This is a genomic window from Algoriphagus taiwanensis (assembly GCF_036245645.1).
Lineage (GTDB): Bacteria > Bacteroidota > Bacteroidia > Cytophagales > Cyclobacteriaceae > Algoriphagus > Algoriphagus taiwanensis.
This window is the reverse complement of record NZ_BTPE01000005.1, coordinates 302,356-320,697: the sequence shown is the minus strand read 5'-3', so window position 1 is coordinate 320,697 and position 18,342 is coordinate 302,356. Positions and strand designations below refer to the sequence as shown.

The 18,342-nt window shown below is 43.5% G+C and carries 15 protein-coding genes; 8 read left to right on the top strand and 7 right to left on the bottom strand.

What is annotated here, in order from left to right; all coding sequences use genetic code 11:
- Nucleotides 1-29: 29 nt before the first annotated feature.
- A complete protein-coding gene (locus AAA938_RS09490) occupies nt 30-509 on the bottom strand; it encodes an Mpo1 family 2-hydroxy fatty acid dioxygenase (RefSeq protein ID WP_338228449.1) in 480 nt (159 codons plus the stop codon).
- Nucleotides 510-585: 76 nt separating this feature from the next.
- Here AAA938_RS09490 and AAA938_RS09485 point away from each other — a divergent pair, with 76 nt between their 5' ends.
- Genes AAA938_RS09485 through AAA938_RS09475 form a run of 3 tightly spaced genes read left to right on the top strand, consistent with a single transcriptional unit; the run spans nt 586 to nt 3,819 of the window.
- Nucleotides 586-1,713, top strand: a complete 1,128-nt coding sequence (locus AAA938_RS09485) for an NAD(P)/FAD-dependent oxidoreductase (protein ID WP_338228447.1) — start codon at nt 586-588, stop codon at nt 1,711-1,713.
- A gap of 49 nt (nt 1,714-1,762) precedes the next feature.
- On the top strand, nt 1,763-3,220 hold the full coding sequence (nhaC, locus tag AAA938_RS09480; protein WP_338228446.1) for a Na+/H+ antiporter NhaC: 1,458 nt from the start codon (nt 1,763-1,765) through the stop codon (nt 3,218-3,220).
- A complete protein-coding gene (locus AAA938_RS09475) occupies nt 3,217-3,819 on the top strand; it encodes a 3'-5' exonuclease (protein ID WP_338228445.1) in 603 nt (200 codons plus the stop codon). Before nhaC ends, AAA938_RS09475 begins: the two co-directional genes overlap by 4 nt.
- On the opposite strand, the gene AAA938_RS09470 is transcribed toward AAA938_RS09475, so the two are convergent.
- Nucleotides 3,809-4,423: an IMPACT family protein gene (locus tag AAA938_RS09470; RefSeq protein ID WP_338228444.1), complete on the bottom strand. Its 615-nt coding sequence runs from the start codon at nt 4,421-4,423 to the stop codon at nt 3,809-3,811. The two genes, AAA938_RS09475 and AAA938_RS09470, sit on opposite strands and share 11 nt — an antisense overlap.
- Nucleotides 4,424-4,630: 207 nt before the next feature.
- Here AAA938_RS09470 and AAA938_RS09465 point away from each other — a divergent pair, with 207 nt between their 5' ends.
- From AAA938_RS09465 to AAA938_RS09455, 3 genes are read left to right on the top strand one after another with little or no spacing between them, the layout of a single operon-like run.
- Entirely contained in the window at nt 4,631-5,005 is a 375-nt protein-coding gene (locus AAA938_RS09465; protein ID WP_338228443.1) for a sugar 3,4-ketoisomerase, read from the top strand.
- A complete protein-coding gene (locus AAA938_RS09460; RefSeq protein WP_338228441.1) occupies nt 4,959-5,921 on the top strand; it encodes a hypothetical protein in 963 nt (320 codons plus the stop codon). Before AAA938_RS09465 ends, AAA938_RS09460 begins: the two co-directional genes overlap by 47 nt.
- A gap of 2 nt (nt 5,922-5,923) precedes the next feature.
- Nucleotides 5,924-6,874 carry a glycosyltransferase gene (locus AAA938_RS09455; RefSeq protein WP_338228440.1) on the top strand — a complete coding sequence of 317 codons (951 nt, stop codon included), beginning with the start codon at nt 5,924-5,926 and terminating at the stop codon, nt 6,872-6,874.
- On the opposite strand, the gene AAA938_RS09450 is transcribed toward AAA938_RS09455, so the two are convergent.
- Genes AAA938_RS09450 through AAA938_RS09430 form a run of 5 tightly spaced genes read right to left on the bottom strand, consistent with a single transcriptional unit; the run spans nt 6,871 to nt 13,976 of the window.
- Nucleotides 6,871-8,139, bottom strand: coding sequence for a M16 family metallopeptidase (locus AAA938_RS09450; protein ID WP_338228439.1), 1,269 nt, complete (start codon nt 8,137-8,139; stop codon nt 6,871-6,873). The two genes, AAA938_RS09455 and AAA938_RS09450, sit on opposite strands and share 4 nt — an antisense overlap.
- A complete protein-coding gene (gene porV, locus AAA938_RS09445; protein WP_338228437.1) occupies nt 8,139-9,353 on the bottom strand; it encodes a type IX secretion system outer membrane channel protein PorV in 1,215 nt (404 codons plus the stop codon). The genes AAA938_RS09450 and porV overlap by 1 nt, the downstream gene beginning before the upstream one ends.
- Complete coding sequence (gene porU / locus AAA938_RS09440; protein ID WP_338228435.1) at nt 9,350-12,580, bottom strand: type IX secretion system sortase PorU; 3,231 nt, start codon at nt 12,578-12,580, stop codon at nt 9,350-9,352. Before porU ends, porV begins: the two co-directional genes overlap by 4 nt.
- Entirely contained in the window at nt 12,577-13,269 is a 693-nt protein-coding gene (pssA, locus tag AAA938_RS09435) for a CDP-diacylglycerol--serine O-phosphatidyltransferase (protein ID WP_338228434.1), read from the bottom strand. Before pssA ends, porU begins: the two co-directional genes overlap by 4 nt.
- Nucleotides 13,266-13,976 carry an MBL fold metallo-hydrolase gene (locus AAA938_RS09430; RefSeq protein ID WP_338228433.1) on the bottom strand — a complete coding sequence of 237 codons (711 nt, stop codon included), beginning with the start codon at nt 13,974-13,976 and terminating at the stop codon, nt 13,266-13,268. Before AAA938_RS09430 ends, pssA begins: the two co-directional genes overlap by 4 nt.
- Here AAA938_RS09430 and AAA938_RS09425 point away from each other — a divergent pair.
- Both AAA938_RS09425 and AAA938_RS09420 read left to right on the top strand, forming a co-directional pair.
- A complete protein-coding gene (locus AAA938_RS09425; RefSeq protein ID WP_338228432.1) occupies nt 13,957-15,021 on the top strand; it encodes an NAD(P)/FAD-dependent oxidoreductase in 1,065 nt (354 codons plus the stop codon). The genes AAA938_RS09430 and AAA938_RS09425 overlap by 20 nt on opposite strands.
- Nucleotides 15,022-15,041: 20 nt before the next feature.
- Entirely contained in the window at nt 15,042-18,341 is a 3,300-nt protein-coding gene (locus AAA938_RS09420) for a biopolymer transporter Tol (protein ID WP_338228431.1), read from the top strand.
- Nucleotide 18,342: the final 1 nt, after the last annotated feature.

Below are 18,342 nucleotides of genomic sequence, written 5' to 3'. Positions count from 1 at the left end.
AGAAAGGTCATTTCTTTTTTGCTCTTGGGTCAATACCCAATTCCTATCTTTTTGTAGATAAAGTGCATCAGCCAAGCAGGCCCGATCATCAGAAACTGGACATCCTTGAAAAATGAGGGCTTTTTGCCTTCGATCTTATGGCCCACAAACTGAACAACCCAGGCTATGGCGAATATGGCCAAACTGATCAACCAGAGATATCCGGGAAAAGTGATATCGAGAAAATTGGCCAATGCCAGGCAAAGGGCTGAAAAAAACAACATGCCCAACGATAAAGGCACAGAAAGCGAGATGTAATAAATCATTACCAATAGAAGGGCGATCGTGGCCCAATTGGCGAAATTGCCCAAGAATGGGAGGGCCGATGGAAGAAATCCTGCAGGAATACTGAATATCAACCCTACCACACTGAAAAAGATAGCCGGTACACAGACCCAATGGATCAATTTGTTGGTGGGGTTTTGATGGCTTTCCCCATATTCTTCGAGGAGTAGGTCTATCTTTCTCATGGCTTTTTGGGTTACTTCGATTAAGTTGGGTCAAATTAATCAACTGGAAGAAAAAATTAAATCAAACCGATTGAAAATGATCAGTTATTGGGAGCAAAAAAACTTTTTGAATCATGATTTGATTGTTGTCGGTTCGGGCTTTACCGGACTTTCTACTGCAATTCATTTCAAGAAGAAAAACCCCAAAGCCAAGGTTTTGGTCTTGGAAAAGGAGATTTTTCCCACAGGAGCAAGTACAAAAAATGCCGGATTTGCCTGTTTTGGCAGCTTAACGGAGCTCTTGGATGATTTGCAGACTCTTTCTGAGGAAGAGGTTTTGGGATTGGTGAAAAGAAGATATCGTGGTTTGGAAGAGATTCGGAAGGTATTTGGAGACAAAACTTTGGAGTATAAAGCAAATCATGGATTTGAAATTTTGGATGAAAAATCCGAATCGGCATTAAATGACCTGGAAAAAGTAAATCGCCTCCTCAAGACCATTTTCAAAAAAGATGTTTTTTCTCAGGTAAAAAGAACGAAAAAACTTGGGTTTTCTTCCTCAGTAAAGGCGGTGGTAGAAAATAGATTCGAGGGTGAGTTGGATCCAGGCAAATATCTTGGTGCACTCTGGAAAATGGCCTCGGAAATGGGGGTGAAAATCCTCACCGGAGTGGCGGTGATTGAAGTACAAAAGGAAACCGGACTGGTTTTGGCAGAAAATCTGGAAAGATCGAGAATTTTTGAATTTCAAGCTCAAAAGGTTGGGATTTGTACCAATGCATTTACCAAAAAACTCTGGCCTGAATCTGAAATTAACCCGGGTAGGGGATTGATTCTATTGAGCCAACCTATAGATGGAAAAATCCCATGGAAAGGGGCCTACCATATGGATAGGGGTTACGTTTATTTCCGTCAAATCGACGGTCGGCTTCTGCTGGGAGGGGCCAGAAATTTGGATTTTGAAGGAGAAACATCCACAGAATTTAAAGTAAACCCAAAGATTAAAAGTCACCTGGATGCCCTCGCCAAAACGGTTATTCTTCCGGGGACAACCATTTCTTGGGAGATGGAATGGACTGGTATTATGGCATTTGGCTCCAAAAAAATTCCTCTGATTCAAAAAGTAGGAGATCGATTGGGAGCAGCTGTCCGATTAGGTGGAATGGGCGTAGCCATTGGCTGGCAAGTAGGAAAAGAGCTTTCGGAGCTTCTTTCGGGCCGGTAATTGATTTTTTTTATTTAGATTGAACCTCAATTTTCCTGAACCTCAGTTGATGAAAAGCTTACCCAAGTCCCCAAAAGTACTCGACGCGCTTATCCCCCTTTCCTTTTTAATTGTTCTTTTGGTAATTAATATCCAAGTTTTTGGGACAGATGGATTATCCGGTTCCAATCAGATCGTTTTGGTTCTTTCGGCAGCTGTCGCAGCTTGTGTGGCTGTATTCAGATTGGGCTATTCTTGGGAGACGCTTCAAGACGGAGTCGTAAAAAGCATCAGTTCTGCCATGAGCAGTATTCTGATTTTGTTTTTGATTGGTGCCTTGGCTGGTACTTGGCTTTTGAGCGGGATTGTACCGGCTATGATTTATTATGGTTTGCAGGTTTTGAGTCCGGTGATTTTCCTTTTTGCAGCTTGCTTTATCAGTGCGGTGGTTTCTATCGCTACCGGCAGCAGCTGGACTACGGTGGCCACGGTAGGGGTTGCACTTCTTGGAATTGGCAAAGCCTTAGGCTTTGAAGAAGGAATCATCGCAGGTGCTATTATCTCAGGCGCTTACTTTGGAGATAAGATGTCACCGCTTTCGGATACGACCAATTTGGCACCCGCAATGGCAGGTACAGATCTTTTTACCCATATCCGATACATGGCCAAGACTACGATTCCTTCGATCAGTATCACTTTCATCCTGTTTATTATTATAGGCTTAAACTACGAGACCGGGGGAAATGTGGAGGATGTAAAGACTATATCCTCGGTGATTCAATCCAAGTTTAACATCACGCCTTGGCTTTTTGTGGTTCCTGTGGTTGTTCTGGTAATGATCATTCGAAAAGTTCCGGCATTGCCTGCGCTATTGACTGGGGCTTTGCTGGGTGGAGTTTTTGCGTTGATTTTCCAACCTGAAATCATTCAGCTCATTGCCAATGAATCCGGTTCGTATGCCTACCTGAGCTTCAAAGCACTGATGATGGCTCTCTATGGTGAAATCAGCGTAGTGACTGACAACGACATCGTCAATGAGCTTTTGGTGACAGGAGGTATGTCCGGCATGCTGAATACCATCTGGCTGATTATTTGTGCCATGGTATTTGGAGGTATAATGGAAGAGAGCGGAATGCTAAAGGTTTTGGCAGAGTCCATCATTCGAAAAGTACACCGCGTAGGCTCACTGATTGCCTCTACTGCTGCTACCTGTGTTTTCTTCAACGTGACTACTTCAGACCAGTATTTGGCGATTTTGGTTCCGGGAAGGATGTATGCAGATGTTTATAAAAAGCGTGGATTAAAGCCCGAAAACCTGAGTCGGACCTTGGAAGATTCAGCGACTGTCACTTCGGTTTTGGTGCCATGGAACACTTGCGGGGCAACTCAGGCCTCAGTTTTGGGGGGTGCCACTTTGGTCTATGCTCCCTATTGCTTTTTCAATATAATAAGCCCATTTATGACCATTCTTTATGGATATCTTAATCTGGGTATCCGCTATTATGAGCCGGAAGAAGAATTGGTATGATCCCTTACAGTATTAGCAAAGAAGAAATCAATGAGCTGCCATTGGGGCAGTTTGAAGGTGAAATATTTTTGATCGATCATCCGGATGATGTAGGAGAAGTCGTGGACTTTCTGGAAGATCAGGACATTATCGGGTTTGATACAGAGACCAAGCCATCCTTTAGAAAGGGGCAGTTTAATCACGTGTCTCTTCTGCAATTATCCACTGCTACACAGGCCTTCCTTTTCAGACTGAATTCGATTGGGTTTCCTAATGAATTGAGAAGTCTTCTTGAAAAGGATAATCTGATCAAAGTAGGTGCAGCCGTGCATGATGACATCAAAGCCCTTCGTAAGCTGACCACTTCCTTTCATCCTGCTTCTTTTTTTGATCTAAATGATGAACTTAAAAAAGTGGGTTTCCACAACGTAGGAGTGAGAAATCTCAGTGGAATGGTGCTGAAGATTAGAATTTCCAAAACTGAGCAAGTTTCCAACTGGGAGGCAGAAAAGTTAACCGAAAAGCAGCTTCGCTACGCTGCTACCGATGCTTGGGCCTGCTTGGAGATTTATAAGGTGCTTCGAGATGAGGGATTTTTGGATGAGCTGATCAATCGCTGAGAAGCTCTACTGAATCCATATCAAGCACCCTGTTTTCTACCTCCTCCTTCAGTCCGGCACGGAAGTTCAAAACTAGTTCGCAGCTCAGATTCATCTCCTGATGGATAATGGACAAATCAAGCGCTTTTACCATTTTCATCACTTCATTCATGGCTGCATAGGGGAATTTGAGTCTCACTTGCTCTTGAAGAAACTGGCTGACGATCTCGTTGGATTCAATTGCTTGTTGGGCTGAAGTTTTGTAGGCTTGGATCAGTCCACTGACACCCAGCTTGGTTCCTCCAAAATACCGAACTACCACTATCAATACATTGGTCAACTGATGGGAGCGAATCTGTCCCAAAATTGGATCTCCGGCGGAGTGGTTGGGTTCTCCATCGTCATTGGCTCTGAAATGGGTGCCATCTTTACCCAAAATCCAAGCATAACAATGGTGACTGGCATCGAAGTAGATCTTCTTCAATTCTGAAAGTTTGATTTTGATTTCCTCCTCAGACTGGACAGGAAATCCAAAAAAATGAAACTTACTTCCCCGGTCTTTGTAAAGTCCTTCTGATTCTCGGGCAAAGGTGAGGAAGGAATCATCCCATGTATCTTGGTTCATGTTTCCTATTTATTGTGAGTCTATGGTTATTCCTAAGCAAACGAGTCTTTCTTTACTCAATTTGATTTGATTTAAGAATTACCAATCGCCGGCAAATTATAAATTTAACCTTTGGCTAACGCTTCCTTCAAGGCTTTTGTCTTAATTTTAGCTATGATTCAACCGGTCTCTAAGCAGGATTCTATCGCAAAACAAAACCCGAGAATATTGCCCATCCCAGGCATTGTGAATCCCTCTGGGAATATTCACTATTGGGACGATTCCCCATTTTTCCCTGAAGGAATCAAAAGAAGCTTTTGGATTAGTGGAGTAGCCTCTGGAGAAATCAGGGGGAAACATGCTCATTATCAGGAGTCTCAGCTTCTGGTGGCGATTCATGGCCAACTTCGCGTGAGTGTAGAGAATGTAAATGGAGAAGTAAGCCACTTTTCCCTTTCTTACCCGGGAGAGGGATTGTTTATTCCTCCCATGAATTGGGTAGAAGTGGAGTTTTCTTCAGGTGCAGTTTTATTGGGTTTGGCAGACCGGGAATTTGATGAAGCAGACTATATCAGAGACAAAAAAGACTTTGGAAGCAAATAAAACTGAAGGGAGTAGCCCTTACCTTCTTCGAGTAGTTCCTGCAAATGAAGGAACCTACTCTTATTTTCTGAGGCAGTTTGCTGTGCCGGGTTTTTCGGAGCTTTTGGATTTTCAGTGGGTCAAAAAAGACAAAGTCAAAGCCGGAGTCACTTTTGCCCTGACACAGGATGGAAGGGCTGTTTCCTTGCCCAAAGCTCCATTTGGAGGGGTTTGGACTGAGGAAAAGCTGAGTTCTTCCTCATTGGAGGCCTTTTTGAATTCAGTGATAGAAAATCTTCAGGTCAGAAATATCCGAAATGTACAGCTAGTCCAGCCTCCAAAGCCTTATGGTGAACAGACTGACTTGATTAATTACCTATTGTCAAAGTCTGGATTTCAAGCAAAGGAAGTCGTCAGTCATCATTTCCACTGCGGAAAAAAGAAAATCAAAAAGTTTGCTCAGGATCAGCAAATAAAATGGACCTCCAAAATCAAAGAGAATGGGCTGAAGATACTTCTTGGGCCTATCCAGAATTTCGGATTTTTGGAGGAAATAAGGAGCTGGAATCTACAAAAAGGCTACTCGGTCACCTTTGATGAAGCGAGATTGATACAGCAGGTTTCGGAGTTTCCAGAGCGTTACTTTTTGGTGTCTATTTTAAAAAATAAACAAGCTATTGCGCATGCTTTGGGCGTCAAGCTCACTGAAGATTCCCTTTATTATTTTCTTTCTGCCATTAATCCCAAATCGGAAGTGAAAAATCTGGGAGACCTTATTTTAGCAAAGTTTTTTTTCCTGGCCAGTGAACTCAAAGTAAATTGGGTGGATTTGGGTTCTTCAGATTTACCTGAAGGTCCCAACCATAATTTGATTCACTTTAAATCCAGGTTTTCCAACGATATTAGTATCAAAATCACCTGGAGTCGCACAATCTGACCATGGAAGCCGAAGAGTTAGTAACTATCATTTGCATCACTTATAACCAGGAAAAATGGATAGAAGAGACTCTAGAGAGTGTAAAAGAGCAGGAGTATTATTACAAAGAATTGATCATTGTAGACAATGGAAGTACAGATGGAACAGTAGATAGGATCAAGCATTGGCTTAGCCAAAACACGTCCTATTTGTATGTTACAACCCATTTTTTAGAAAAAACCAAGCCTTATTGTCAGCTCTTTAATGACTATCTGATCCAGGCAAAGGGTAAATATGTCGTGGATCTGTCGGGGGATGATGTGCTTTTTCCTGACCATATTTCAAAAAGTGTCAAAGAACTAAAAAGCGCTCCTTTTGCCGCTTTTTGCTTTTCGGACGCCTACATCTTAGATCAGATCAATGAGATTTCCACCTTTTATCCTAGAAATCATGCAGGTGAGCTCAAAGAAGAAATCCTCCTGACCAATATCTACGAGACCCTGGTCAAAAGAAATTTTATCTGCTCTCCCACCCAAGTCTTCCATTCAGAAATTCTGAAGAAAAATGGAGGGTATGACGAGGAGCTTTTTTATGAGGATTTTGATGTGCAAGTACGTCTGGCGAGAAATTATCCTCTTGTATTTTCAGATCATATCGGGGTCTTGAAAAGAAAACATGCTGCTTCTATGTCTGAGGGGCAATACAAGCGATACGATTCCAAGATGCTCCCCACAACGGTCAAAGTTTGCCTGAAAATCGAGGCGATGAATCAGACGGCTGAAGAAAATAGGGCATTGGGAGAGCGGGTCATGTATGAGCTCAAACATGCTCTTTGGTCAGCTAATTTTGACCCGGCAAGGGAGTTGGCTGATTTGGGAGGGCGAATCGGCTTAAAAAGTTTGAGATTCAAGTGGTATCGCCTCTGGGCAAAAAAGCGATGGGATATTTCCTGGCTTTACGAGAAACTGACCTAGCCTACTGTGATTTCGATAATCGGTCCCTCTGTGAAATATTTGCTGCCTTTTTCCAGAATTTCGTTGGCATCAAACTCCCTTAGGAATTCCATTTTTCTTCGATAAAAAGAAAAATCCAAACCGGAAAAGTGTACGCCTTTAAACCGGTCCACCCAGTCAAAAGAAGTGCTGAACCTGCCCACCATTTGGCCGATTAGGTAGTTTCTTACCAGTTCGAGCTCATCGCTCCCCATTTTTTCACTGGAGAGCAACTGGATTTCTTTTCTGATTTCATCCAATACCTCTTGTCTGTATTGTTTTTGGACATCGGCAGCGATGGTCCAATAAGGGTAATCATCAATCTCACCCAAGGAGGAAGAAATCCCATAGGTATGGCCTTTATCTTCTCGGATGTTTTTAATCAGCCTGGAACCAAAGTATCCGCCTAAAACCGTATTGAATACCGATAAGGCAAAATAATCAGGGTGAGTTTTTGGAATGGACCAAGCTCCCATTCGGATGCTGGTTTGGAATGCCTGCGGGCGTTCTTCCGCCACTGAAAGCGTCTGCTGAACATCTGCACTCCAAGCCGTTTCGGGAAGTCGGACGAAGGGAATTAGGGCAAGTCTTTCGGTAAGTTCTTGTAATTCAGGTTGAGAGAAATCTCCGCTGATGAATATCTCTGCCTCATTCCAAAGTAGTTGATCCCGATAATCCAAAAGGTCCTGTCGGCTGACTTCATCGATATGGTCCTCTGTGATTTCCAATCCATAAGGATGATTGGGGCCAAAAAGGCTCGTTCTGAAAAGTTGAGATGCTCTGGATGCAGTTTTCTCCTTCTCCAGTTTGAGTCCAAGTTTTCTCAAAGACTTCTTCTTTTCCAACTTGTCCTCTGGGAAATCAGCCTCCGTAAACAGGGACAAAAACACAGGAAGGACGGTGTTTAAATGCTTTTTTGTGGTCAAAAGGCTGATTCCTTCTCTGGAAAATCCTGAGGAAGGCTGAACTTCGCTAGCGTGAAAGTCGAAGAATTCGGAAAGCTGATTTTCGGATAGACTACGAGTGCCTTCAGTCAATAGTTGAAGTACCAAGGAAGGAACCAGGTTTTTAGCAAGCGGAAGATATTTCCTGGCACTTTTGGAAACGACTTCGATTTTGACCGCCTGAAGTAATGGGGTGTGAAAGTAAAAAACAGGAACTCCGGCAGGGGTGATCCATTTCTCAGGATCGTTAAGCGTAAAGTCCTCCGGCAAATGGAATTTTGGGGCCTGAGTCCGATCCAGCATTAATTATTGGCGATAGTATACAGAAGGGTAAAGCGGAGAGTCTCTGCGAGTGGGTGATTTTGGACTTGTGGAACGAGGTAAGAAAAGTCGATTCCGATTCGGTTGATGTCCAGTCCAAGACCCATGGTGAAATAGCGTCTTCCACCCTTGGTTGGATTTTCGTAGAAGTAGCCAGTTCGAAGGGCGAATTTTTCCGCATAGACATATTCAGCTCCGAAAGAGATGGTAAACTCTCTCATTTCTTCTTCAAATCCACCCGGTGCATCTGCAAATGAACCGAACATTCCTGAAATCAGTGGACGATTGGGATCTTTTCCGGATTCAATAATCAAATCTCCATTTTCATCAGTGGCCAAAGTTCCGTCCTCATTGGTTGCATACACAGGTGGAGTAGGGACCATCAGTTTATTTAGGTCGAGAGAAAAAGTGATCTTATTGTCAGGGTTGAAAAAGATGCCGTAGGAAGTACCCAAGCGGAGATTGGTTGGAATGTAATCTAGGTCTTCGGCACTGTTGTAAGTGATTTTTGGACCAATATTGGTGATGGAAACTCCCCACGCCCAAGTACCTTCTTTGGAACCGATTAGGGTTGGCCTTTGATAGTATAAGCCGATATCAGCACCTACGCCGATTCCGGCACGGGCTTCATTTCCACCTGAGGAAGAGATATTTCCTGAAAGATTGGAATAAATGAATCGGGCTGAAATTCCCAATCCGAAATTCTGAGAAAGTTTTCTGGAATAGGTGCCTCCAATGGCTATATCCCGAGGGTTAAACTCACCCACATCATTTCCTCTGCCATCCGTGAGTTGGATATCACCCATGTTGAAATAGCGAAGGTCAAAACCAAAGGCAGAGTTTTCATCGATTCTCTTGAAACCGGTCAGATAACTGAGGGACATGTCATTGACCAACTTGCCAAGCCAAGGGGAATAGGATAAAGAAAAACCCAAATCATCCTTAATGAAAGCAAGTTTACCCGAATTCCAGTGTGCGGAGTTGGCATCCGGAGACGTCGCAACACCAACATCACCCATACCGGAATGACGAGAATCCGGAGCAAAGTTCAGAAAAGGTACGGCAGTGGTAATCACTCGACGATTGGGGTCCTGACCGGATATGATCACGCTATTTTGCCCAAAAGTGGAGAAACCAATTAGGAAAAAGAAAAGGAATAAGGGACTGTGCCTATTGAAAATGGCCTTTATTTTCATCTGATAACTAATTTCCCGCTTTTGGAGTCAAAGTCAAAAGTGGACTCTGACTGAAGCGTTAATTTGTAAATATAAGTTCCTTTTGCTGGATATTTTGTTTGACTTTGGAAAAAAAACCAGGACAAATCCCCGATAGTTTCTTCTGCCTTCACTAAACGATAAGAATGCGAAAGTAGTATCTGACCCAACAAATTGTAAACTTCTAATTTGAGTAATAGGTTTTCGCCAGGTCTATTGTGACTTAATTGGAAATTAGCTGCCTCATTCGCCGGATTGGGGTAAACCAGATGAGAAAGAATCTTAAGGTCTTGACTGCCTTCGATCAGAATCTCAATTTGCTTTTCACTTCCATTACCGACATTGTCCCAAGCTCGCACACGAATTTGGTTTTTTCCTTCTTTTAGCCCGGAAATCCGCAAGGATAGGCTGCCCTTTGAATATCCCCCATCTTCAGCTTCGAATAAGCTTCCCACAAAAATGGGATCTTCCTCATTTACCTGAAGAACCAATGATTCCTGGGGAATTAAATCAGAAATATTTATTCCACTGATATCCTCCAAATGAAGTTCTACCTCGATACTGGGTGAGTTGAAAAGGTAGGGAGGACTGGCTTTTCCTCCGGGCAAAATGGAAATTTCTGGACCTTCCCTGTCATTTACCGGACTTGACGTGGTTCCCCCGATCTGTTTCCTTTCACTTCCGAAAGCTTCGAAACCCGAATCGGAAGCTGCCCAAAGTCTTATCTTTCCATTCCCCTTTTCCAGATCGATGTTTTTGGGCACCAAAAAATTGGCTCGAAGAAGTCCTTGCTCCACTTTTCCCTTGCCTTGAACGATCAAGGTGCTTTCTTCGGAAAAGCTGAAAGGACTGCTTTCATCTCCAAGAGTAGATTTGTTTACCGGCTTATCCCGGATTTCCAGTTGATATTCTCCTTGGAACGAAGCTTGGGTTGCACCCGTCAATGGGTCCGTCACTTTTGCCAAAAGCTCATATTCCTGCAAGGCTTTCAGGGTATCTGCTTCATTTTCGGAATTGGGTAGGCTGATTTTTTCCACCTCGACTTGCAATTCGGGCAAAGGAAGTCTTAAGCTCGGATCACCCAAAAGTGAAAAGTTTCGGTTCAATGGACCGTTTAAACTTTGGTTTTTTGTGTTTTTGAAAATGGTCCCCAAATCCTGGTATCGGCCTTCCTCTGAGTGAAGAAGTTCTTCGATAAATTCCTTGTTCAGGGCAAAATTCACACTGCTGAAAACAGGCCTTCCTGTGGTCAAAAGGGCAATTCCCCCCTTTTCCGGAGCAAAAAGAAGTTCCTCTGCTGCCGAGCGGATAAAGGGACTGTCGTGTCTGCCAAACTCGCAGGTAGCCGTCATCCAAATGGGTAAGAAAGGCTGTTTGGGCCAGTTTTGAAGGTCACTCACATGAAAAATCTCCTCAGCAGTCAGGGTGGTTTCGTTTCCGTGCCCTATGAAATTCAGCAGCAAAGTACCCTCGTCCAAGGTCTTTTGTAGGGCTTCTTTTGCCGCAGGAGAGGATTGCCTGCCGGAATTATTCACCTGTTCGAAGCGGTCGAGATAGAGCTTTTGAGATAAAAATCCCGGATGATTTTCCTCCAAGTACTCGACATGAGCTTCGGCATCTCTCATGTGGATGTTGTTGTCGGCGTCATCTGCCAAAAAGCTGAGTCTATGTTTCCACTTGCCCGGAGAGGGCGACGTCTCGTATTGGATGATTTTCTCGACGATTTCATTTGCTTCGGCAAAAGAAATGGTGGGAATTCTTCCCACGCCAATTTGCATCAATTCATCCCCATCCCGTGTTTCTGTCCATTCTCCCTGGCCCCAATCAATCAAACCCAGATAGTCGTCCGAGCTGTAGGTGGCCAAAGGATTAAGGCTGTTTCTGCTGGTATAGATTGGGACCAAATTGGGTCTTCCACCCAAAATGCCTTTGTAATCAAAGGTGCCTTTGCCTATCACGAGGACGTTTTTCAGGATTTTTCCTTGATGGTATTCCCAGGCGATAAAGTTCCGGATTGCGGTAAGGTCGGGATTCCCGTAGCCAAACTCCTGATAGATTTCATTCAAAGGGACGACCTCCGTCGAAATCCCCATGGATTGCTTATGCGCCTGAAGTTTTCTGGCCGAATTCAGCAAGTCCTGAGAAGAGATAATCAAGAATTCCGCACCTGAATTTTGGATTCTTCGGCTAAGGGTGATTTCCCCTGAGGTTTCTAATTCAGGAAGTTCATCTGGAGTGAAAATCACCCATTTTTTTCCGGCAAGTTGATTTTGTGCTGTGGTTTTGGGATGGAAAAAATCACTGATTTCCCATATTTCAGCAGGCTGGGAAATAGAAAGATTTGCGGAGGTAATGCTGTGAAAAATTCCGTTTTTCCATTCGTTGGGGGCTTTAGGTACTGCAATAGCCACGTAATCCAAATAGCCTGAAGAGTTGGGTGCGGAAGCTTGATAGGTAAACCGAAGCTGAGAAATCCTATTGTCCGAAGGTGTAATGCTAATTGAAAAGTTTTGATCACGTCCTTTGATTCCGTACAGGGTATTCGGTATAGGAGAAAAATCAATTTCCTCCAAAAGTGTATTTCCTGAAAGAATTCGAACAGTAGAAGATGCCGAGGATTGAGCCATTGCTCTCCCTTGAATCAGCCAAGGAGCGGATGAATCAGAGCTAAGTCCAAAGTTGACATTCAGACTCTGACCCTGGCGTATGGGAAGGGAATACCAATCTCTCCCCGAATCCAAAAGGTTTGTTTTTTCTTCCTTGTAAGGAGTGATTTGGTAAAGGAAACCAGGGGAGGTGTGGGAAGATTCAGGGAAAATTTCCTTCGTAATCCGAAGCGGATTGGGCTTTTTTCCTACCCAATAGGATAAGCTATTGGAATAGAGGTGATGCTCGTAGGTGACATTTCCGAAGGAATCCAATTCAATCACATGGGGGCCTTGTAGGAAAACCCAAAGCTCGTCCTGGGTCTGCCAAGATGGGATTTCCTGGATTTGGAGTTGGGCTGAGTCCAGCTTTTGGGGAAGCATTCCGGGGTAACCGAAAAAACTGACTTCGGATAAATCCTCCAAGCCCAAGGATCGGGCTTTTTCTCTGCTTAATTTATAAACTCCTGATTGTTCAATTTCTACCTGAAAAAATTGAGCATTGGCGCTCTGGTAGCTTAGAGCTAAAAGTAATACAAGCCACACAAGACCTTTCCCACTCATTCACTTGTCCCTAAATTTTCTACAACAGATAATAGAATGTAAGATAAGATGATCAGCGGGATTCCTGCCAACTGAAACAAAGCGAAAATCAAAACACTCAAGCCTACCAATAGAAATCGGAACTGATTTCCTGAAAATCTGAAGTGCTTAAATTTCAAGGCGATGAGGGGGATTTCTGAGATCAAAAGAATGGAGAAAATCCAAGCTATACCCACCAAGAAAAATGGACTGGTCAGCCAAATCCCGATTTTTGGCCAAAGCAAAGCCAAATGAGGCAAGGTGCTGATAAAAAGTGCATTGGCTGGTGTGGGTAAGCCGATAAACCGGTCACTTTGCCTGGTGTCCAGATTGAATTTGGCCAATCGGTAGGCCGAAAGCATGGGGACTATCAGGGTGAGATAGGGCAGCCAATCCAGCTGGGTTTGTCCTAAGGTCATTTGGAAAAGAACAATGCCCGGCAGCACCCCAAATGAAACCACATCGGCAAGGGAATCCAATTCTTTTCCGATTCCACTCTGGACCTTCAAGAGACGGGCAAGCAACCCATCCAAAAAGTCCAATGCTGCCGCAATCAAGACAAAAGTGGCAGCTTGAAGCACCTTACCATCAAGCACAGCGATGATTCCCAATACCCCGGTGAGTAAGTTAAGCAGGGTAATGAAATTGGGGATATGTCTTAGAATGATCAATAGATTGCTTTTTCTCCCACAAAGGGGTTGTTGATTTTTTCAAACTGGATAGTGGTCTCTGGCCCATGTCCTGGGAATACGACCGTTTCCGAGGGAAGGGTGAAGAGTTCACTTTTGATTTTGGAAAGCAGTAGAGAATGATTGCCTCCCGGGAGGTCAGTCCTTCCTATGCTTCCCCTGAAAAGAGTGTCTCCGCCGATGCATCTTTTACTGGGTTCGTGGTAAAACACCACATGACCAGGAGAATGTCCGGGTACAAAAAGGACCTTTAGCTGCTCTTTTCCAAGTGTAAGAATCTGTCCCTCTTCAAGGAATTCATCAGGAGAGGCGCCTTCGTACCCATGAAATCCATAATTCGGAGCATAGACTTCCACCGATTTGAGAACCGGCATTTCTTTCTCATGAATCCAAAGTGGAACTCCCCATTTCCGTTTTGCCCAAGCATTCCCAAGAACATGATCGATGTGGCAATGAGTATTCCAAAGCTGCTCAATTTTCAACTGATGCTTTTCGACGAAGGCTACCAACTCTTCTTTTTCTTCTGGTTCATGGCAGCCCGGATCAATCAGCGCCGCCACCCCATCCTCATCATGGATGAGGTAGGTGTTTTCTTGGAAAGGATTGAAAGTGAAGGAGTGAATGGAAAGCATGGTAAAAGTCCGCTGAAAGTCGGCAAAATAAGGAAATATGGACTTACTTTTGGCCATGGAAATTGATTTTTTAATTATCGGGCAAGGTATGGCGGGTACTGCGATGGCTTATAGGCTATTGCAGGCCGGGCAAAAAGTCATGGTGATTGACCAGCCAAAAAACAATCAAAGCAGCCGAATTGCAGCAGGGTTGTATAATCCTGTGACGGGGAAAAAAATGGTCAAATCGTGGATGGCCGAGCATCTTTTCCCGGAGATTGTTCCTTTTTATCAAGACTTGGAGCAAGTACTTCAAAAGAGATTCCTCCATCAATTTCCGATTTATAGACCCTTCCTAACCATCGAGGAGCAAAATGAGTGGATGGGCCATTCGAGTGACCCGATGATTGACTTGTTTTTGGAGCGAATCCCAACATCCAGTCAATATCCCGAGTTGAGAGATGCTTACGGCGGAGTTCTTTTGAAGCAGTCGGGTTGGTTGGATATTCCAAAATACCTCGATGGTTTTGCTGATTTTTTAGGGGAAAAGTTGATTGTGGATTGGTTCAAGGAAGAGGATTTGGTCAAAACTAAGTTTGGATGGGCTTATCGAGACATTCAGGCCAAGGCCATTATCTACTGTGGGGGAGTTGCAGAAAAAAACTCCAGGTTTTTTGGCTTTCTTCCTTTTGCCCCGGTTAAAGGGGAGATTCTGGAGGTTCGACAAGAATTTGACCCCGGATGGATTGTCAATCGAGGAGTATTTCGAGTTCCTTTGGGTGATGGCCTATTTAGAGTTGGGTCTACTTACACCTGGCATGATTTGGACCAAGGTCCCACTGAGACTGCTAAAACTGAGCTCTTGGAGAAGCTTCATAAGTTGGTAAAACCCGCTGTCCTTGAGGTAAAAAGTCATCGATCAGGCATCCGTCCTGCCACAAAAGACAGAAAGCCTTTTTTGGGAAAACATCCTGAGGTAGATGGCGTTTACATATTCAATGGTTTTGGGGCTAAAGGAGTGTCTTTAATTCCCTATTTTAGTCGAATGATGAGGGATTTTCTACTCCAAAATCAACCAATATTATCCGAAGTGGATATCAAAAGGTATTTTAAGTATATTTAAAACGGTTCAATTCACTAAGAATGCGATTACTGGTCTTTCGACTTCTTATTTTATGTTTTTTCCTGGGATCAGGAGAGCTAGCCTTGGCACAATTTGACCAGGAGCGTTTTGGCAAAAACAGGGTACAGCACAAAGAAATCAATTGGTATTTCTACTCCTCTAACAATTTTGAAGTTTACTATTACGATCGGGGTGGTCCCAATGCCAAAATGGCAATCGAGTATCTGGAGTCAGAATTTGACAGAATCACCCAAAGTATTGGATATGTAGCCTATACCAAGCCCAAAATTTACATCTACAATTCTCCTGAAGAGAGACTCCAAAGTAATCTGGATCTCAATCTTCAGGAATATACCATTGACGGGCAGACCAAATTCACCCGATTGATTGCAGAACTTGCCTACAAAGGACGGATCGATCAGTTTAAAGAAGATTTGATTTATGCCACGACAAAGGTAATTATCAAAGAAATGCTCTACGGAGCTTCTGTCTCAGATGCTTTTCAGGCCAATTTGGTCAATGATTTTCCAGAATGGTATATTGACGGAGTAGCCCTTTTTCTGGCTAAGGGTTGGAGTAGAGAAATGGATGATTTCTTAAGATACTATCTGAAAGAAAATCCCAATCCGAAGATTTTGAACCTGTCCGGAACAGATGCAGCCTTGGTTGGCCAATCTATCTGGAACTATATCGCCGAGAAATACGGAAGAAGGTACATTTCCAGTATTCTCAACCTTTCCCGAATCAATAGAAATGAGGAAAACAGTATTTCCAATACCATAGGGCTGAACGTGAAGCAGTTTTTTGACGATTGGAAAAGTTTTTACTTGAAAATCAATGAACCGGTTTATGCGGGGTTCAAAGAAGTCAACCCCAACTCTGCCATTGCATCGACCTCCTCAAGGACATTAGGAGCTATCTCAGATATCAAATTCAGTCCTGACGGATTGAATCTTGCCTATGTGATCAATAACTCGGGCAAATTCAAAGTAATCGTTCGGGATTTGTCCTCAGGATTGGAGCAGACCATTTTCACTGGAGGAGCTTCTTACGATGAGTTGCCCCCCAATGTAGGATCGCCAATTATCGCATGGAGAGACTCTGCTAATATTGCGATTGCATCATTCAAGAGGGGAATTACCACATTGCGTCTCCGGTCGATTGACGGTTCTTCTCAAGATAAAATCTTCCTGAGAAACATCACTCAGATCACTAGTCTGGATTTTAATGAATCCGGAAGAAACATGGTTCTCTCCGCGATCTCCAACGGCAAATCTGATATTTACACACTCAATGTTAGAGGTCAGGGGAAAAGATTGACCAACGACCTGTTTGATGATCTTACCCCGGCGTTTCTGAACGATTCTACCATAATTTACTCCACCAATTTTACGGAGCTTCCTGATTCGGTCCTTACCGCCACTCCGGATATTAAAGTGCTGCCTGATCTCTATAATCTGTATATGGTTCAGGTATTGAAGGATACCACGGTTTTCACCAAACTGACCAATACCAACAGTAAAAATCTTATGCCGAGAAAGGTAAACAACAACACGATGGTTTACCTGAGCGATTTAAGTGGGATTAATAATCTGATGAAACTTAACATCGGAAATCAAGTCTCCAATCAGATCTCTGCCTTGGGAAAAAGTATTGAAGTGTTTGACGTGAACAGCCGCATGAACAAAATTGCTTATGCAGTCCGTGATGGCAAATCTGCAGAGCTGTTTGTGGAAAGTTACAGCGGGGCTGATCAGTTTACCCCAAGTACACCAAGAATCCAATTGGCTCAGGCAAAAGAGTTGAATGAGCGCCTGGCTGCGAGAAGACTTCTCGAGGCTAGAACCAATCAGGCCAAAACGGAAACATCTCCCGCGCAGCCTAGTATTCCCGCACCGGTGGAAAGCCCCAAAGTGGATACTACCAAGAGTGTGACGTCCTCAATTAGTCTGGATCGACTCAGATTTGACAATAAAAGAGGAATAAATACAGAGAATTATCAGTTTGACTCTTTACCTGCTAGGACGAATGTTCAGGAAGCTACAAGTAGGCCTGAGACAGGAAGAAGTAATCTTCTGGAGGCCTTTAGAAAGCAAAATCTGACCAAGCGGGTATCTGGTCCGAGGCAGATGGAGCCCCAGTTTTTTACCAATAATATCAATACTCATTTTGTGGTAGATCCTCTCCGTGGCTTTGGGATCAATCTGAACGGAAAAATGACTGATATCCTAGACAATCATGTATTCATGGGAGGAATCATGCAGTCTTTGGACTTCAGTTCGGGTGGGGATATTTGGTTTGAGTATGAGTATCTGAAGAATAGGTTTGACCTGAGAGGAAGATTTGACCGACGGGTGATCCGGTCCAATGAAAGTGATATTTCCGTTCAGAAATATGCGCTGACCAAGACGGAGCTAGGCGTAAGCTATCCGCTCAACATCAATTCCAGAGTGTATTTGGCTCCTTTTTTAGCCAAAACCCAATACTTTAATTTGAATCCTGATTCATTGATTTTTGGACAGGATCCAGATCAAAATCGATTTGATGTCAACTATATCGGTGGAAAGGCCGAATTCGTCTATGATCGCACTCAGCCTCTTGGACTTTATTCCTTTACTGGTCTGAAAGGAAAAGTGGGATTTGTCCACTACCAAGGAATGAATCACGGAGAGCGATCCTTCAGTAATCTTTACGTAGATGTCCGCAACTTCCAGCGGATTCACAAAAACATCGTATTGGCCTCCAGATTATTCTATGGTTCCTTTATGGGTAATAATCCTCAGAATTATCTTGTTGGAGGTATGGATAATTGGCTGTTTAACGAGTATTACAATCCGCCTTCCAACAGACCCGAGCCTTCTCCGGTGAGGAATCCGGCAGGGGTAGAAAATTCAAATCTCCTTTTCACGGAATTTGTTGATCTGCGTGGATATGATTACGACGAAATCCGAGGCAGGAATGTCTTGGCATTTACTACTGAGCTTAGATTACCGGTCTTTTCTTATCTGACAAGAGGGAATATCACTTCCAATTTTATCCGAAACTTCCAGTTGGTGGCTTTTTATGACATAGGTTCAGCTTGGAATGATTTCAATCCATGGCAAAAAGTAAACGATCAAAACACAGAAGTAATCAATACGGAAGGCTCACCTTTTGAGATTGTACTCAATAATTTCAATAACCCCTGGCTTCAGAGCTACGGGGCTGGTCTTCGCACTGTACTGTTGAATTACTATGTGAAATTTGATGTAGCCCAACCGATTCGCAATTATCAGCAGGAAGACTTGAAGTTTTATTTTACATTGGGCTACAATTTCTAAG

Bases quoted from the DNA above. Each gene is read 5' to 3' on its own strand.
- porV (WP_338228437.1), bottom strand. From the start codon at position 9,353: ATGAAAATAAAGGCCATTTTCAATAGGCACAGTCCCTTATTCCTTTTC.
- AAA938_RS09485 (WP_338228447.1), top strand. From the start codon at position 586: ATGATCAGTTATTGGGAGCAAAAAAACTTTTTGAATCATGATTTGATT.
- AAA938_RS09455 (WP_338228440.1), top strand. From the start codon at position 5,924: ATGGAAGCCGAAGAGTTAGTAACTATCATTTGCATCACTTATAACCAG.
- AAA938_RS09470 (WP_338228444.1), bottom strand. From the start codon at position 4,423: ATGAACCAAGATACATGGGATGATTCCTTCCTCACCTTTGCCCGAGAA.
- AAA938_RS09460 (WP_338228441.1), top strand. From the start codon at position 4,959: ATGAAGCAGACTATATCAGAGACAAAAAAGACTTTGGAAGCAAATAAA.
- porU (WP_338228435.1), bottom strand. From the start codon at position 12,580: ATGAGTGGGAAAGGTCTTGTGTGGCTTGTATTACTTTTAGCTCTAAGC.
- nhaC (WP_338228446.1), top strand. From the start codon at position 1,763: ATGAAAAGCTTACCCAAGTCCCCAAAAGTACTCGACGCGCTTATCCCC.
- AAA938_RS09425 (WP_338228432.1), top strand. From the start codon at position 13,957: ATGGACTTACTTTTGGCCATGGAAATTGATTTTTTAATTATCGGGCAA.
- AAA938_RS09420 (WP_338228431.1), top strand. From the start codon at position 15,042: ATGCGATTACTGGTCTTTCGACTTCTTATTTTATGTTTTTTCCTGGGA.
- AAA938_RS09450 (WP_338228439.1), bottom strand. From the start codon at position 8,139: ATGCTGGATCGGACTCAGGCCCCAAAATTCCATTTGCCGGAGGACTTT.
- AAA938_RS09475 (WP_338228445.1), top strand. From the start codon at position 3,217: ATGATCCCTTACAGTATTAGCAAAGAAGAAATCAATGAGCTGCCATTG.
- AAA938_RS09490 (WP_338228449.1), bottom strand. From the start codon at position 509: ATGAGAAAGATAGACCTACTCCTCGAAGAATATGGGGAAAGCCATCAA.
- AAA938_RS09430 (WP_338228433.1), bottom strand. From the start codon at position 13,976: ATGGCCAAAAGTAAGTCCATATTTCCTTATTTTGCCGACTTTCAGCGG.